Here is a 14,186-nt window from a genome sequence, read left to right as displayed (position 1 = left end):
CGGGATGCTTCCAATGCATCCGCGCATTGCTCATCTGTGCCAAACTGCGCAAGGAATGCAGGTAAGGACAAGCCTGCTTGGAATTGGATATGGTTCATAACCATGGCAATTTCTCTTTGATGGGTTTGCTTGGGTCAGTATGCGCCTAATAATAGAGAAAATCAGGTTTGGCTGAAGAATCTTTCTAATCAGGAAATTTATTACAACAATTTGGCATGATCGCTTCTATGAGTCGCAAGGGGGATTGCTATGATAATGCCCCGATGGAAAGCTTCTGGGGAATACTTAAAACCAAGCTGGTGCATCATAGAAAACTCAAAACACGACAACAGCCCATTCAGGAGATTACCGAATATACAGAAATCTTCTATAACCGACAGAGAAAACAGAAAAAGCTCGGCTATTTGTCACCGGCACACTTTACGCAGCAATATTATGCAAATCTGCTTGCTGCTTAAACCGATGGATTCCATTTTTGACAGTACATATCAGTTTGGTGGTTTGCAATAAAAGCTTGATGGAAACTCCGCATTACGTTGCTTGTTTCTAATGACGTCCCCCCCTTCATTCACACAAACCATAATAGCTTTATCCAGAATTGGAAAATACTCATTAGATCCCGGTTGTGCCAAAGTTGGTGGCACTTTTTCTTTTATCCTCGCACATAGATCGTGTTCACCTGGTTTTGATGCATTATCTTGCATGGCAGGCAATGGGCAAAGGCTACACGGATCTCCCGAACACAAACACCCCTTACAACTTGCAAATACCGATGTTGCGAACATAACCAGCGACAAACCACAAATAAAAATTACACATACTTTTAGCAATAGTGCCCCTGGCGACATATACATTCTAGTTCCTTATATTAGTAGTCAAATAATGTTTACAGATAGCAATGAACAAGAATTCACGTTTTTTGGTATTATTAGCAACAAATAGAACTGTCCTATTTAGTAGCAAATGAATTGTCCGCCTTTAATTAAAACGCAATGAATCCGTATTGTGATTCATTGCAAAGCTAAGGCGGCGGACTTACGCACCAACTTTTCATTTTGTTTTATTTCCTGCCCTGCTTTATCATAATTTGCGATTTTTCGTGGTCCGTACAAAATCGCCAACCTGTCATCTGAATAGCGCAATACGGTAACCTTCTTGGCCTTCACATAGTGACATCGATACTGATCAGTAGGTATCTTGCAGTTTCAGGTTATTAAAATTGACACAGTGATCATGACCCACTATGCGCTCATGGCGCTCACACAGATAATCTTCATGTCCACAATCCAAGGCACAAAAGCTGATCCTTCTACCGCTGCAGGTTACATAAATTCAGCATTAAAGGCAGGCATATATACTTCCTTCAGATAATGATTTGCTGCCTCCATATCTGTGATGCCAGCCAAAGCCAGTTCCTTGGGCAAATGCGCCTGATGTATGCTAATAGTGGCTGCCACGATCCGAGTAGAAGGAAGAAAACAATCCAAATTTCTCAATAACTTCGTGAACACCTCTGAAACTGCTGGTAGTAACAACTTCCTCAACAAAAAACATCGAGTAGTGCTCATTTGTAGCAATATCCATGGTGACAATCAGATCCCACTTCTGATTCACTAGCCATTCATAGGTGCTACCATCCTGATGAATCATCATTTCGAAGTGTTTAAATTCCAACCTGAATCATGACCTCGATATTGCTCAGTCAGTTGCATCACTTCCTTAACCGGTGCGCAACGGTGTGACGCCTGGGTGAGTCGCATATCCATCAGTGCTTCTAAATCACCTTCGCCGTATTTAATCATGTAACGCCGAAATGTGCGATCACATACGCTAAGTAGCAAAGCTGCTTCTGCGTGCGTGAATCCTCTACTTCTCCAGCCTTCATACGCTTCTTCAAATCTTATCTTCCTGGTCTCCTGTAGCCATTCTGTCCGTTTCATTTGAAACCCTCCTTGGGTTCCAAATGAAACAAAACCGGGCAGATCATTTGCTTTCTACATCACGCATTTTGGTATACTGATTTTACAATATCTTAAGATACAATAGCACAGAGGAAGAAACATGGTAAAGGTTGCCTACATCGACTGTTTGATTGGTGCGCTATGAACCTACCTATTCATATGCCGGTAATCAGGTTTTATTAAAAGAATCTTGATGTAGAACTTAATCGCGCCACATTGTAGAGATGAGTCTGTTCGCTGAATCATATGTTGCATAGAATTCTGAACTCACTCTCTCTTTGCTACATAAACTCACTATACAGAATAATAACTTAATGATTTAAAGGGTAATTATGAGAATAAACTCCAATTTTAGGAAATACAATTTCACCATTTTATTTACTAAAACTTGCTTCATTCTTTCTCTGAATGTCTTAGTTCTGCCTTTTGTGTACGCAGAAAATATTGCTGATCTTCAAAAAAACGCCAGCATTGCCTATGACAAAATGATGCAAGCCAAGCAATCAGCGGATACTTTAAATAAGGATGCTGTTTTTGCAGAAAAGACATTTGCCGCAATTAAACAGAAATTAGCCACAGCCGAGCAAGAGGCTGAAACTGCCAGAAAAAAATCAGAACAGGCTAGGATCTCAATGGAACAGGCAATCAATCAATGGAAACAAGCTTCAGATGCGTTAGCTAATGAATGGGGGAAAACTGATAGAAAATAAACAGGGCTAATTCGACTTCAAGAAAAGTATCATTTTGACATGAAGAATACCGGCTTCCAAAAATTCTTCCCCAGAAACCTTGAATCCAAATTTTTCGTAGAATTTAACTGCGCTCGCTTGTGCATTGAGCATTACTTTTTGTTTATGCCGGTTTCTTAATTCTTCCAGCATCTTTTGCAGCATGGCACTGCCATATCCTTTACCCCGCCATTCCTTTAATACTGCCATACGTCCAATATGACCATCCGGCAATAATCTTGCAGTCCCCACGGGTTGTCCATCAGAATTGCTTGCTAACACATGTGTACTAATTGCATCAAACTCATCCCATTCCAAAGATTCCGGAACTTGCTGTTCATGAATAAAAACTTCAGTTCGGATAGCACGCAAAGTGAGTACTTCATCTTCCCAGCTCACAATATGTACCGGATGAGAGTAGCGCATGATTTACTTCTTGCAGTTGGTTAGGTTGGTTACTGCACATTGAGTGACCAATATTCATTATTTGAAAGGATGGCGCAGCAGGATAGTATCTTCTCTATCAGGTCCTGTAGAAATCATATCAATGGGTATTTCACAAACTTCTTCCAAGCGTTTCAGATAATCCTGTGCGGCTTTTGGCAGTTGATCAAACTCTTTAATTCCGGCTGTATTTTCTGACCATCCGGGTATTTCCTCGTAGATCGGTTCACAACAATCCAGATCATCAGCACCAATCGGCAGTATATTGCTATTATTACCATCGCTCAGTTTATACCCTACCCCAAGATTAAGAATTTCTACACCGTCTAAGACATCTAATTTAGTAATACATAGCCCTGTGACTCCGTTTATTTGAATCGAGCGCTTTAGTGCAACCGCATCAAACCAACCACAGCGGCGAGGACGCCCTGTTGTCGAACCGAATTCATGTCCACGTGTGGCAAGATGCTTGCCTACTTCGTCGTCCAGTTCAGTCGGAAATGGCCCAGAACCAACACGTGTTGTGTATGCTTTGGTAATACCCAGCACATAATGCAACATTTGCGGTCCAACTCCACTGCCAGGACCTGCCGCGCCAGCCACACAATTACTAGAGGTGACAAATGGGTATGTGCCATGATCAATATCCAATAACGCACCCTGTGCGCCTTCGAATAACAGATTATCCCCCGCTTTGTGCGCATTAAATAAAAGCTGGGGAACATCAGCCACCATCGGTTTAATCCGCTCAGCTTGTACCAGTGCATCATCCATGGTTTTTTGAAAATCTACGACAGGCATATGAAAATAATTTTTCAACACAAAATTGTGATAATCCAACATCTCACCTAACTTCGCAGCAAAGCGATCACGGTGGAATAAATCTTGCAAACGAATTGCGCGTCGCGCGACTTTATCTTCGTAAGCTGGACCGATACCACGTCCTGTGGTGCCAATCTTCCCTACGCCTCTAGCAGTCTCACGCGCATTATCTAATGCGACGTGACAGGGCAAAATTAACGGACAAGCTGCACTAATCCGCAAGCGCCCACTGACATTGACACCATTATGCTCAAGCATATCAATTTCATTGAGCAGCGCTTCCGGAGAAATCACCACTCCATTTCCAATATAACAAACAACACGGTCGCGCAGTATGCCGGATGGGATCAGATGTAATACGGTTTTTTTATTTCCTATGACCAAGGTATGACCCGCATTATGGCCGCCTTGAAAGCGTACAACGCCTTGCGCATGATCTGTTAGCCAGTCAACCACCTTGCCTTTTCCTTCATCACCCCATTGCGTACCAATGACTACTACATTTTTAGTCATATCACTAATCTCTAAAAAACTTTTCTTCTAAAATATTAAATTTCCTCAACGATCCATTGCCCATTATGAAATACTAATTGCCTATCGCAATCCAAGGATTCGTTCTCTTGTCCCGGTAAATCCATCACAACGATTTGCCCTGAGCTGCGCAGTTGCTCGATCATATTTTCCAGTTCTTTATTTTTTTTCTGGAAAGGCGCGCGTATTCCGCTGGGATATGTTTGAGGTTTCACCAATCTGGACAGCTCTCTGAGATCCATGCTAAAACCAGTAGCTGGCCGTGCCCGCCCGAAAGCTTTCCCTATTTCGTCATAACGTCCACCTAAAGCAATAGCGTTTGAGCAGCCATTCGCATACGCAGCAAACACTATTCCGGTATGATAGTGATATCCACGCAAATCCGCCAAATCAAAGGCGACTTCATCGATAATTGGCTTCAATTCTTCTTCAACTATACTTAACTCATCCAATGCAACTCTAACCTCAGGATATTCCGGCAATCGTTTAATAGCTTCGTCCAGAATCTTCTTATCACCATAAAGCTGAGGCAATAACATCAATGCGTCACGAGTGTCTTTTTGTAACTTTATACACAATTCCTTTAAAGCTGAAACATCTTTTGCTTGTAGAACCGCGAACAATTCGGCTTCGAGTTCTCGCGATATACCCGCACCCTTAATTATCCCCCGAAAAACGGCCACATGACCGAGATCTAAATGAATTTTACTTACCCCTGCGACAGACAAGCATTGCAACATGATCCGTTGAACCTCTAGATCACTTTCCAACCCTGAGTGGCCATAAAGTTCCGCACCTACTTGCAATGGCTCTCGAGTTTGGGTTATCCCAGATGGCACGGTATGCAATACGCTATTGGCATAACATAGACGTGTTATGCCTTCAGAATTCAACAAATGTGCATCAATTCTCGCAACTTGCGGAGTCATGTCGGCACGTAGGCCCATCATGCGCCCACTAAGCTGATCTATCACTTTGAACATATGCAAATCCATGTCGCTGCCACTGCCGGACAGCAACGATTCCACATACTCTAACAAAGGCGGCATTACCTGCTGGTATCCGTGTACCAGCAACAAATCAATGATCTGACGACGCATTACTTCGATATGCAATGCTTCTACAGGTAATATATCCTCGACATATTCTGGAAGTAGCCAATTTTGCATGTTTATGATCGACAAATTGTCAACGAGAAGAATAGAAAATAATGTTAACTTACGATAAGTAGCAACATTAGTCCAACCAACATTGAAGTCAGACCAATAAAACGTATCTGATGATCATTAATTTCAATCATTTTTCTAAATGCTTCTCTCCAAGTCTGGGGAGATAAAAATGGCAGCATCCCTTCTAGAATTAACATCAAGGCAATCGCAATCAGAAAATTTTCCCACATATTAATACAGCTCCTGCTAAATCAGGCGTTCATTATGTTTTCTAAAATAGAAGAAAAAATTAAGAGGTTCTGTTGTAATCGAGTATAAAAATATCCACGATTTCCAGAACCTCTTCATAAGTTACTATATGAAAAAATTACATATATTCATTCTGCAAGTAAACCATAGACCCACACCTATTTTTTTAAAAAATTCTTAGCGGAGTCTTTGGTCCTCACAACTAGCGTCACTCACTCGCTCAATCAATCAATCAATCAATCAATCAATCCCTAATTATTATTTACTGACAGCAGGATTTTTCAAATACTTGAAGAAATCGGAGGTAGGTTCAAGAATCAACATATCTCCTTTATTTTTGAAAGATTGTTTATAGGCATCAACGCTACGCCAGAAAGCATAGAATTCGGCGTCTTTCTGAAAAGCGTTTGAATAGGTTGCGGCTGCCTGACTATCACCATCACCCATCGTTTTCTGAGCTTCTCGATATGCTTCCGCCATTATGACTTCACGTTGTCTGTCGGCATCAGCACGAATCTTCTCTGATTCAGCAGCACCAGTGGAACGTAATTCATTAGCAACCCTTTTACGTTCCGCTTCCATGCGTCTATATACCGATTCACTGACTTCCTGAGGCAAATCCACTCGTTTCAAACGCACATCAACAACTTCTACTCCAATCGAACGAGCATCACTATCAGCTTTCTGACGCATAATTTCCATAATAACATCACGCTCACCCGAAACAACATCATGAACTGTACGATTACCAAATTCATCACGTAAACTGGCATTAATAGTTTGCGCTAAACGTGTTTGCGCTAAACTTTCATCACCACGTACGCTGATATAATATTGTTTCACGTCTACAATACGCCATTTCACAAACAAATCTACCAAAACGTTCTTTTTCTCCGAAGTAATAAAACGTTCAGGTTCTTCTGTATTCATCGTCAAAATGCGTTTCTCAAAAAGACGTACATTTTGTGCGATAGGAATCTTAAAATAAAGACCAGGTTCCGTTTTAACATCAATCACTTCCCCTAATTGAAACAAAATAGCTTGTTGCCGCTGATCTACAATATAGATTGCAGAACTTCCCAGAAAAAACACTGCAATGATGATACCTGAAAACACTGATGTAAAATTTTTCATCTATCTTATCTCCCGTTCGCGGCTACGAAAAGACTCTCGTGCCCGCATTCCACTATCTGGCGCTGCTTCCTGCACCATTGGCTGCGCAGTTACTGGTGAAACTGACGTTGATCCGCTCATATTTATTAGCTTATCCAACGGCAAATACAAGAGATTATTACCATTCTTTTGATCAACGAGAATCTTACTAGTATTGGAGAGTACCTGTTGCATCATGTCCAGATACAAACGTTCGCGCGTCACTTTTGGCGCTTTACTATATTCCACAAGAATTTGTTCAAAACGACTGGCATCACCCTCGGCACTTACAATCACTCGTTGTTTATATCCCTCAGATTCTTGAATCAATCGAGCAGCATTACCAACAGCTCTTGGAATCACATCATTGGCATAAGCCTGTCCCTCATTCTTTTGCCGCTCTCTGTCTTGCCCTGCTTTTACTGCATCATCAAATGCAGCCTGAACCTGCTCTGGCGGTTGCGCATTTTGCATAGTCACTTTGCTGATAGAGATACCTATCGCATAACGATCTAGAATCTTCTGCATCAGTTGAGTCGCATTAGCTGCAACTTGTTCACGTCCTTCATATAGGACATAGTCCATTTTACTCTTACCAATCACTTGTCTGATCGCAGTTTCAGCTGCTTGTAGAACTGCTTCTTCAGGATTTCTATTTTTAAACAGAAAGCTCTCTGGATTATTCAATATATATTGCACCGCAAACTGAATATCTATGATGTTCTCATCATCAGTCAACATCAATGACTCCCGGAGTACCTTGCTTCTCACATTGTTACGGTAACCAATTTCAACTGTACGAACTTGACTGACATTCACTATTTCTACTTTCTCAATAGGATAAGGTAAATGCCAACGCAAGCCTGCCGGAGTAGTATCAGTATATTGACCAAAACGTAATACGACACCTCTATGGCCTTCATCCACAATATAAAAACCGCTTGCCAGCCACACCACCACGAGCAAGCCGAGAATCAATGCGATACTACCGCCACTCTGTTGCTTGGGGCCTTGAGTATTCGAGCCCTCATCACCTCCACCACTTTTTTTTTGTCCGAAAATATTATTGATCTTTTTATTAACATTGCGCAGCACATCATCCAAATCTGGTGGACCGGAATCGCCTTTATTTTTTCCCCATTGTGGATCATTTAATCCCATATTAATTCCTGTTTTGTTCGTTTAAAAAAGTTCTTGTACCGTAGCACAACCTCCAATTACTCTCTTAATATCTGTAGATTGCTCATACATTCTCTTGGAGTTTTCCACAAGTGCTTCTGTCAATGCTAATCTTACAAACTCTATCCCCTCGCCTGTTTTTGCACTTAAACGAATGCGTGATATTCTACCATATTCATCGCGCGCGCAACCTTTGCCGCCTACAGCCAAATCAGTTAGGTCAATCTTGTTTAAGATTAAAACTTGAGGAATTGTATCAGCACCAATTTCTTTTAATATCTTATTAACTTCTTCGATCTGTTCATCACGATTCGAACCGCTGGCATCTATTATGTGAAGCAGTATATCGGCCTGAACAGTTTCCTCAAGCATTGCACGAAAAGCTGCCACTAACGTATGCGGTAATTCGCGAATAAATCCTACGGTATCCGAAATTACTACTGAACCGCTTTCAGCGAGGAATAGTTTTTGCGTTGTCGTATCCAATGTGGCAAACAGCTGATCTGCAGCATATGATTGCGCACGTGCTAATCTATTAAATAAAGTCGATTTTCCTGCGTTGGTATAACCAACTATAGATACCAAAAGTACATTTGTACGCTGTCTTGATCGTCTTTGGACGTTACGTTGACGCTGCAAGGCTGAAAGTTTTTCTTTAAGTAACTTAACCCGCTTTTTAATTAATCGTCGATCTGTTTCCAGTTGAGTCTCGCCAGGGCCACGCAAACCAATACCACCTTTTTGTCTTTCAAGATGAGTCCATCCGCGTACAAGTCGTGTTGCAAGATGTTCTAACTGAGCCAGCTCCACTTGTAACTTTCCTTCATGACTCTTAGCGCGCTGAGAGAAAATGTCGAGAATCAAACTAGTACGATCAATGACATTGCAATTTAAGCGTAAGGACAAGTTACGTTGCTGAGCTGGGGATAAGTCATGATTAAATATTACCAGCGAAGCTTTATTCTGCAATAATAGCTGCGCTATTTCATCAACCTTTCCGCTTCCAATATAGGTTGTAGGATCAGGGCGAGAACGTTTTCCTTCCACAACAGCCAAAACCTGGAGTTTAGCGCTGATAGCCAACTGCTCTAACTCTTGGAGGCTATCTTTATGTGTAGCACTACCAAAGTCAAGACCAACTAGTATTGCTGGATTAATAGCTTTTATTCTATTCATGCCCGAATCAGGCATCAGGTATCACGAGCTTCCATTGTTTCAATAGGAATAGTAACAGCTCTTGCGGGCACTACTGTAGAGATTGCGTGCTTGTATACCATTTGCGTAACTGAGTTTTTCAACAGTACTACATATTGATCGAATGAATCAATTTGTCCTTGCAATTTAATACCATTCACTAAATATATTGATACCGGAATATGTTCTTTCCGCAATATGTTTAGAAATGGATCTTGCAGTAACTGCCCCTTGTTACCCATAGGTAACTCCCTATTCTAATTATTGGTTATTGGAATAAATAGTGACTCTACTTTATTTTTATTTGTAAATCTATAACAGATTGTACTAATACAGTAGAATCATCAAATTAAATCAATTGTTTCTTGTCAGAATCATCGTTACATTGCAAGCATCCAGGTTATGTTCATAACACCTGGATGATTGGGATTTGACTTCCACTTCAAGAAAATTCAACAAAATTGCTTCTGATTTTTAAATTCTAAAAAAATTAAAACGGTACTGGTCTTGGCGTACTATTGTTGGAAGGTGGAAGGATCGGCAGTTTGATATCAGGTTGCTCACCAGTTAATGTTTTTAGGAAAGCAACAATACTATCAATTTCCTTCTTGTTAAAATCACGATCTAGTTGCACTTTACCCATGGTCTTTACAGCATCTTCTAATGTTGCTACAGCTCCATCATGAAAGTAGGGGTAAGTGAGTTCAATATTACGCAAAGTTGGTACTTTAAACACATTTAAATCAGTATCTTTGCCAGTAACTGCTTTTCGTCCTTCCGCTTTACTTTCGGTTTTATAAGGATGATGCACACCAAACTTCTGGTATAGTGTCCCACCTACAGCCGGTCCATTATGGCAACCGGAGCAACCGCTACTCTTAAATAACTCATACCCTTCCAGCTCCTGCTGATTCAGAGATTTCTTGTCACCTTCCAGCCATTTATCAAAACGTGATCCAGGCGTAACTAATGTTTCTTCAAAAGCTGCAATTGCGCTGGTTACTCGATCGATATCAACCTGATCAGAACCGAATGCTTTTTGAAAATAACCACGGTATTGAGGAATAGATTGTATTACATCAACAGCTAGTTTATGTGTAGAACCCATTTCTCCTGGATTTGCAATTGGACCACCCGCTTGTTCTTTTAGATCCTTAGCGCGCCCATCCCAAAATTGAGCTAAAATCATACTGGCATTTAATACAGTAGGTGCATTAATAGGCCCTTGATGCCATTTATGACCGATAGAGCTCGGAATATTATCTGTTCCACCCATACTCAAATTATGGCAAGAATTACAGGAAATAAATCCAGATTTCGATAAGCGTGGATCAAAAAATAACATTTTACCCAGTTCAACCATATCAGCATTTGTTATTTTAGCAGCTTTAATGGGTTGAATAGGTTCATTGGCTGAAACATTAATCGAAGTGACAAGAACGCCTATCGATAACAGTGACGCAACCAGTGTACGTATCTTCATCGGTATCCTCCCTAAGTATATATAATAAAACGGCTGTAATGGCGCAGCCGATTACGCCTGATGAAACACCCATAAATGGGAATATTATAAAAACAAGTGGGGCAATTCTACCCCGTTTCTTAAAATTTACTGGGTAATAACTTAAACAACTCTTAAAAATACTTTATATCAAGCGGACTACTCATCCACTTCCAGTGGATTAATTAAAATTTCATTTGTTTTACTGATTAAATTATTTTTTTCATAACCAGTACTTTGACAAGGATCAGTTTTCAACAATCGTGATAATTCTGTCAGTGCTTGTTTGTAAACTTTGCGTTTAAACTCCACAACTGAATCTAATTCAATCCAGTATTGATTCCAGCGCCAAGCATCAAATTCTGGATGCGCACTTCCGCGTAACGAAACATCACTATCACGCCCTATCAAGCGCAACAAATACCAAATTTGCTTTTGGCCTTTGTAATTTCCGCGCCACTCACGCCTAATCCAGCGATCAGGTACTTCATATCGCAGCCAGTCGCGCGTTCGCCCAACAATCTCAACGTGATTTGGATGCAACCCTATTTCTTCGGTTAATTCCCGATACATGGCTTGTTCAGGACTTTCTCCCGACTTAATACCACCTTGTGGAAATTGCCAAGAATTTTGTCTTATGCGCTTGCCCCAAAATACTTCATTTTTTGAATTCAGCAGGACAATACCAACATTGGGGCGATATCCGTTACGGTCAATCATGTGAATTACTCATTCGACCCATCAAATGGGTAGATTTTTCCATACTTTACTATAGATTGAAAGTGCCTATAAAACAAAAACCCCATACTTTAGAGAGATTCTATCTATTTAAGTTGATTATCTATCCATAACGATAGACTAATCCGCACTTCGCCAAGTATTTCAAGGTAAAATTACTATAATTTTATTATCATAATGGAATCACTTATGCGCGTCTCGCAATTTTTTATTTCAACGCTTAAGGAAGCACCTGCCGAAGCAGAGCTAGTCAGTCACAAACTTATGCTACGCGCCGGGCTGATCAAACGCTTAGGTAGTGGACTATATACTTGGATGCCGCTGGGTTTAAGAATACTACGAAAAATAGAAAACATTGTTCGTGATGAAATGAATAAAAGTGGCGCTATAGAAGTTTTGATGCCTGCGATACAACCTGCTGAATTATGGCAAGAAACTGGCAGATGGGATGTATTCGGTCCACAAATGCTAAAAATCAAAGATCGGCATGAACATGATTTCTGTTTTGGCCCAACGCATGAGGAAATCATAACCGACATAGCACGGAGAGAAATCAAAAGCTATCGTCAATTACCACTCAATTTCTATCAAATACAAACAAAATTTCGTGATGAAATTCGACCACGTTTTGGAGTAATGCGTGCGCGAGAATTCTTAATGAAAGATGCGTATTCATTCCACACTGATGAAAACAGTCTGATGCAAACATATCAACTCATGTATGAAACCTATGGCCGTATTTTTACACGCCTTGGTTTAAAATTTCGTGCCGTTGCGGCTGATACTGGCGCTATAGGAGGCAGTGGTTCACATGAATTTCATGTCTTAGCTGAATCCGGTGAGGATGCGATCGCATTTTGTACAGAATCAGATTATGCCGCCAATATTGAGTTGGCTAGGACATTGTCAGTGCAAAAAGAACGGGTTAAACCCGAAGGGGTTATGCTGAAAATCCCAACGCCCAATAGAAAAACCTGTATTGAAGTTGCAGAATTTCTAGGAATACCATTACAAAAGACAATTAAAACCCTTGCAGTAAAGGCAAATAATAAAATATTTTTACTATTGCTACGGGGTGATCATCAACTCAACGAATTAAAAGTGAGGAAAATACCCTTTTTATCCGAGTTTCAGATGGCAAGCGAATCAGATATTCTACTTGAAATTGGAACAATACCTGGATACATTGGCCCCGTTGGGTTAGATACTTGTGTAATTGCTGATCAAACTGTCATGAATATGAGTAACTTTGTTTGTGGAGCAAACAAAGAAGGGTTCCATCTGACCCAAGTGAATTTTGATCGCGACCTCAAAATACCCGATCATGTTTTCGATATCCGAAATGTTGTTACAGGTGATGATTCTCCGGACGGTAAAGGAAAATTAGAAATTTGCCGCGGAATTGAAGTAGGTCATATTTTTCAATTGCGTACAAAATATTCTGAAATTATGAAAGCCAGCTATCTCGACGAATCGGGTCAAACTCATTACATGGAAATGGGTTGCTATGGTATCGGTATTTCACGCATTATTGCTGCCGCCATTGAACAAAATCATGATGATCATGGCATCATTTTTCCAACCACGATAGCACCCTTTCAGCTCGCGATCATACCGATTGGCCTGCAGAAAAGTAGTTTAGTAAAAGATGTCGTGGAAAAACTGTATCAACAATTTTCAGATGCTCGAATCGAAGTGCTTTTAGATGATCGTGACGAACGCCCCGGTGTTATGTTCGCCGATATGGAACTAATCGGTATTCCGCATCGAATTGTGATTGGCGAACGAGGGCTCAAGCAATCCATCATCGAATATCAAGGAAGAAAAGATCAAGCATCACAAGCGATAGCTATGGACCTAATTCTTTCATTTATAACAAACAAAATATGTACAAACTAATCTGCACGCTACTACTTTCGCTCTTTACAGGCATCATACACGCCAATAATCTGCATTATGAAACGCTTGCTGCCAATACCCAGACAGTCATTCTCCACGAAAGGAGTGATCAGGCCGCTTCATACACTGAATATGCCGCCGTAGCTGACAGTATCACTTGGCTTATCAGCATGAGTAGCCGCTTAGAGAAATTCATAACCGATCCAATCGAGCGGGAAGAATTTCTGAGAACTGTTTTTTATGAAGCAACGCGCGCGGGATTAGATCCACAACTTGTGTTAAGTGTGATTCAAGTTGAAAGTGGTTTCAAGAAATACGCCCTTTCGCATGCAGGCGCGCGCGGCTATATGCAAGTAATGCCATTCTGGATTGAAGCCATTGGCCACCGGGATCACAATCTTTTTCATTTGCGCGTTAATTTACGCTATGGCTGCACCATTCTGCGCCATTATCTGAATAAAGAAAAAGGCGATTATTTCCGCGCCCTTGGACGATATAATGGCAGCTTGGGTGAAATTACCTATCCACAGCTCGTGTTTAATAAATGGCAGACCACATGGCGTTATACCGCGTCATAGCAAAATAATAGTTAGACATTCCTATTGATTATCAATCAAGA

At 40.8% G+C, this 14,186-nt stretch carries 16 protein-coding genes and 2 pseudogenes; 4 read left to right on the top strand and 14 right to left on the bottom strand.

Annotation, left to right across the window (positions count from 1 at the left end):
• Positions 1–104 (bottom strand): annotated as a pseudogene (locus tag ACH10T_RS11910) (IS1595 family transposase); the annotation flags it as partial.
• Between the two features lie 96 nt (positions 105–200).
• Between ACH10T_RS11910 and ACH10T_RS11905 the strand changes: the two are divergent.
• A pseudogene (locus tag ACH10T_RS11905) lies at positions 201–458 on the top strand (IS3 family transposase); the annotation flags it as partial.
• Between the two features lie 30 nt (positions 459–488).
• Here the strand turns inward: ACH10T_RS11905 and ACH10T_RS11900 are convergent.
• From ACH10T_RS11900 to ACH10T_RS11890, 3 genes are all read right to left on the bottom strand, one after another.
• A complete protein-coding gene (locus ACH10T_RS11900; protein WP_394809484.1) occupies positions 489–854 on the bottom strand; it encodes a hypothetical protein in 366 nt (121 codons plus the stop codon).
• Between the two features lie 586 nt (positions 855–1,440).
• Entirely contained in the window at positions 1,441–1,650 is a 210-nt protein-coding gene (locus ACH10T_RS11895) for a hypothetical protein (RefSeq protein WP_394809483.1), read from the bottom strand.
• A complete protein-coding gene (locus tag ACH10T_RS11890; RefSeq protein WP_394809482.1) occupies positions 1,650–1,940 on the bottom strand; it encodes a hypothetical protein in 291 nt (96 codons plus the stop codon). Before ACH10T_RS11890 ends, ACH10T_RS11895 begins: the two co-directional genes overlap by 1 nt.
• A 353-nt stretch (positions 1,941–2,293) precedes the next feature.
• Between ACH10T_RS11890 and ACH10T_RS11885 the strand changes: the two genes are divergently transcribed.
• A complete protein-coding gene (locus ACH10T_RS11885) occupies positions 2,294–2,671 on the top strand; it encodes a hypothetical protein (RefSeq protein WP_394809481.1) in 378 nt (125 codons plus the stop codon).
• A gap of 6 nt (positions 2,672–2,677) precedes the next feature.
• Here the strand turns inward: ACH10T_RS11885 and ACH10T_RS11880 are convergent, their stop codons facing one another.
• From ACH10T_RS11880 to ACH10T_RS11835, 10 genes are all read right to left on the bottom strand, one after another.
• Positions 2,678–3,115, bottom strand: coding sequence for a GNAT family N-acetyltransferase (locus ACH10T_RS11880; protein WP_292993472.1), 438 nt, complete (start codon positions 3,113–3,115; stop codon positions 2,678–2,680).
• A gap of 57 nt (positions 3,116–3,172) precedes the next feature.
• The gene (locus ACH10T_RS11875) at positions 3,173–4,468 is read right to left on the bottom strand and encodes an adenylosuccinate synthase (RefSeq protein WP_292993473.1); all 1,296 of its coding nucleotides are present in this window, start codon (positions 4,466–4,468) and stop codon (positions 3,173–3,175) included.
• Positions 4,469–4,503: 35 nt separating this feature from the next.
• The gene (locus tag ACH10T_RS11870; protein ID WP_394809480.1) at positions 4,504–5,655 is read right to left on the bottom strand and encodes an ATP phosphoribosyltransferase regulatory subunit; all 1,152 of its coding nucleotides are present in this window, start codon (positions 5,653–5,655) and stop codon (positions 4,504–4,506) included.
• 44 nt (positions 5,656–5,699) lie between these two features.
• The gene (locus ACH10T_RS11865) at positions 5,700–5,885 is read right to left on the bottom strand and encodes a DUF2065 domain-containing protein (protein ID WP_292993475.1); all 186 of its coding nucleotides are present in this window, start codon (positions 5,883–5,885) and stop codon (positions 5,700–5,702) included.
• Positions 5,886–6,162: 277 nt separating this feature from the next.
• The gene (gene hflC, locus ACH10T_RS11860) at positions 6,163–7,038 is read right to left on the bottom strand and encodes a protease modulator HflC (RefSeq protein WP_292993476.1); all 876 of its coding nucleotides are present in this window, start codon (positions 7,036–7,038) and stop codon (positions 6,163–6,165) included.
• Entirely contained in the window at positions 7,039–8,217 is a 1,179-nt protein-coding gene (hflK, locus tag ACH10T_RS11855) for an FtsH protease activity modulator HflK (RefSeq protein ID WP_394809479.1), read from the bottom strand.
• A gap of 21 nt (positions 8,218–8,238) precedes the next feature.
• Entirely contained in the window at positions 8,239–9,426 is a 1,188-nt protein-coding gene (gene hflX / locus ACH10T_RS11850) for a GTPase HflX (protein WP_394809478.1), read from the bottom strand.
• Positions 9,426–9,671, bottom strand: a complete 246-nt coding sequence (hfq, locus tag ACH10T_RS11845; RefSeq protein WP_013964969.1) for an RNA chaperone Hfq — start codon at positions 9,669–9,671, stop codon at positions 9,426–9,428. Before hfq ends, hflX begins: the two co-directional genes overlap by 1 nt.
• 248 nt (positions 9,672–9,919) lie before the next feature.
• Positions 9,920–10,912 (bottom strand): cytochrome-c peroxidase, encoded by a 993-nt coding sequence (locus tag ACH10T_RS11840; protein ID WP_394809477.1) that lies wholly within the window; start codon positions 10,910–10,912, stop codon positions 9,920–9,922.
• Positions 10,913–11,089: 177 nt separating this feature from the next.
• Positions 11,090–11,650, bottom strand: coding sequence for an RNA pyrophosphohydrolase (locus tag ACH10T_RS11835; protein ID WP_394809476.1), 561 nt, complete (start codon positions 11,648–11,650; stop codon positions 11,090–11,092).
• Positions 11,651–11,857: 207 nt separating this feature from the next.
• Between ACH10T_RS11835 and ACH10T_RS11830 the strand changes: the two genes are divergently transcribed.
• Positions 11,858–13,567 carry a proline--tRNA ligase gene (locus ACH10T_RS11830; RefSeq protein ID WP_394809486.1) on the top strand — a complete coding sequence of 570 codons (1,710 nt, stop codon included), beginning with the start codon at positions 11,858–11,860 and terminating at the stop codon, positions 13,565–13,567.
• Positions 13,555–14,145 (top strand): lytic transglycosylase domain-containing protein, encoded by a 591-nt coding sequence (locus ACH10T_RS11825; protein WP_394809475.1) that lies wholly within the window; start codon positions 13,555–13,557, stop codon positions 14,143–14,145. Before ACH10T_RS11830 ends, ACH10T_RS11825 begins: the two co-directional genes overlap by 13 nt.
• Positions 14,146–14,186: the final 41 nt, after the last annotated feature.

This window comes from Nitrosomonas sp. (assembly GCF_043753625.1).
Taxonomy (GTDB): domain Bacteria; phylum Pseudomonadota; class Gammaproteobacteria; order Burkholderiales; family Nitrosomonadaceae; genus Nitrosomonas.
The sequence above is the reverse complement of the archived record's forward strand: the minus strand, read 5'-3'. Positions and strand labels throughout refer to the sequence as shown.

Coding starts and splice junctions, on each gene's coding strand:
- ACH10T_RS11880 (WP_292993472.1), bottom strand. CDS start 3,115: ATGCGCTACTCTCATCCGGTACATATTGTGAGCTGGGAAGATGAAGTA.
- ACH10T_RS11895 (WP_394809483.1), bottom strand. CDS start 1,650: ATGATTCATCAGGATGGTAGCACCTATGAATGGCTAGTGAATCAGAAG.
- hflK (WP_394809479.1), bottom strand. CDS start 8,217: ATGGGATTAAATGATCCACAATGGGGAAAAAATAAAGGCGATTCCGGT.
- ACH10T_RS11830 (WP_394809486.1), top strand. CDS start 11,858: ATGCGCGTCTCGCAATTTTTTATTTCAACGCTTAAGGAAGCACCTGCC.
- ACH10T_RS11865 (WP_292993475.1), bottom strand. CDS start 5,885: ATGTGGGAAAATTTTCTGATTGCGATTGCCTTGATGTTAATTCTAGAA.
- ACH10T_RS11840 (WP_394809477.1), bottom strand. CDS start 10,912: ATGAAGATACGTACACTGGTTGCGTCACTGTTATCGATAGGCGTTCTT.
- hflX (WP_394809478.1), bottom strand. CDS start 9,426: ATGCCTGATTCGGGCATGAATAGAATAAAAGCTATTAATCCAGCAATA.
- ACH10T_RS11900 (WP_394809484.1), bottom strand. CDS start 854: ATGTATATGTCGCCAGGGGCACTATTGCTAAAAGTATGTGTAATTTTT.
- ACH10T_RS11890 (WP_394809482.1), bottom strand. CDS start 1,940: ATGAAACGGACAGAATGGCTACAGGAGACCAGGAAGATAAGATTTGAA.
- ACH10T_RS11870 (WP_394809480.1), bottom strand. CDS start 5,655: ATGCAAAATTGGCTACTTCCAGAATATGTCGAGGATATATTACCTGTA.
- hfq (WP_013964969.1), bottom strand. CDS start 9,671: ATGGGTAACAAGGGGCAGTTACTGCAAGATCCATTTCTAAACATATTG.
- ACH10T_RS11835 (WP_394809476.1), bottom strand. CDS start 11,650: ATGATTGACCGTAACGGATATCGCCCCAATGTTGGTATTGTCCTGCTG.
- ACH10T_RS11825 (WP_394809475.1), top strand. CDS start 13,555: ATGTACAAACTAATCTGCACGCTACTACTTTCGCTCTTTACAGGCATC.
- ACH10T_RS11885 (WP_394809481.1), top strand. CDS start 2,294: ATGAGAATAAACTCCAATTTTAGGAAATACAATTTCACCATTTTATTT.
- hflC (WP_292993476.1), bottom strand. CDS start 7,038: ATGAAAAATTTTACATCAGTGTTTTCAGGTATCATCATTGCAGTGTTT.
- ACH10T_RS11875 (WP_292993473.1), bottom strand. CDS start 4,468: ATGACTAAAAATGTAGTAGTCATTGGTACGCAATGGGGTGATGAAGGA.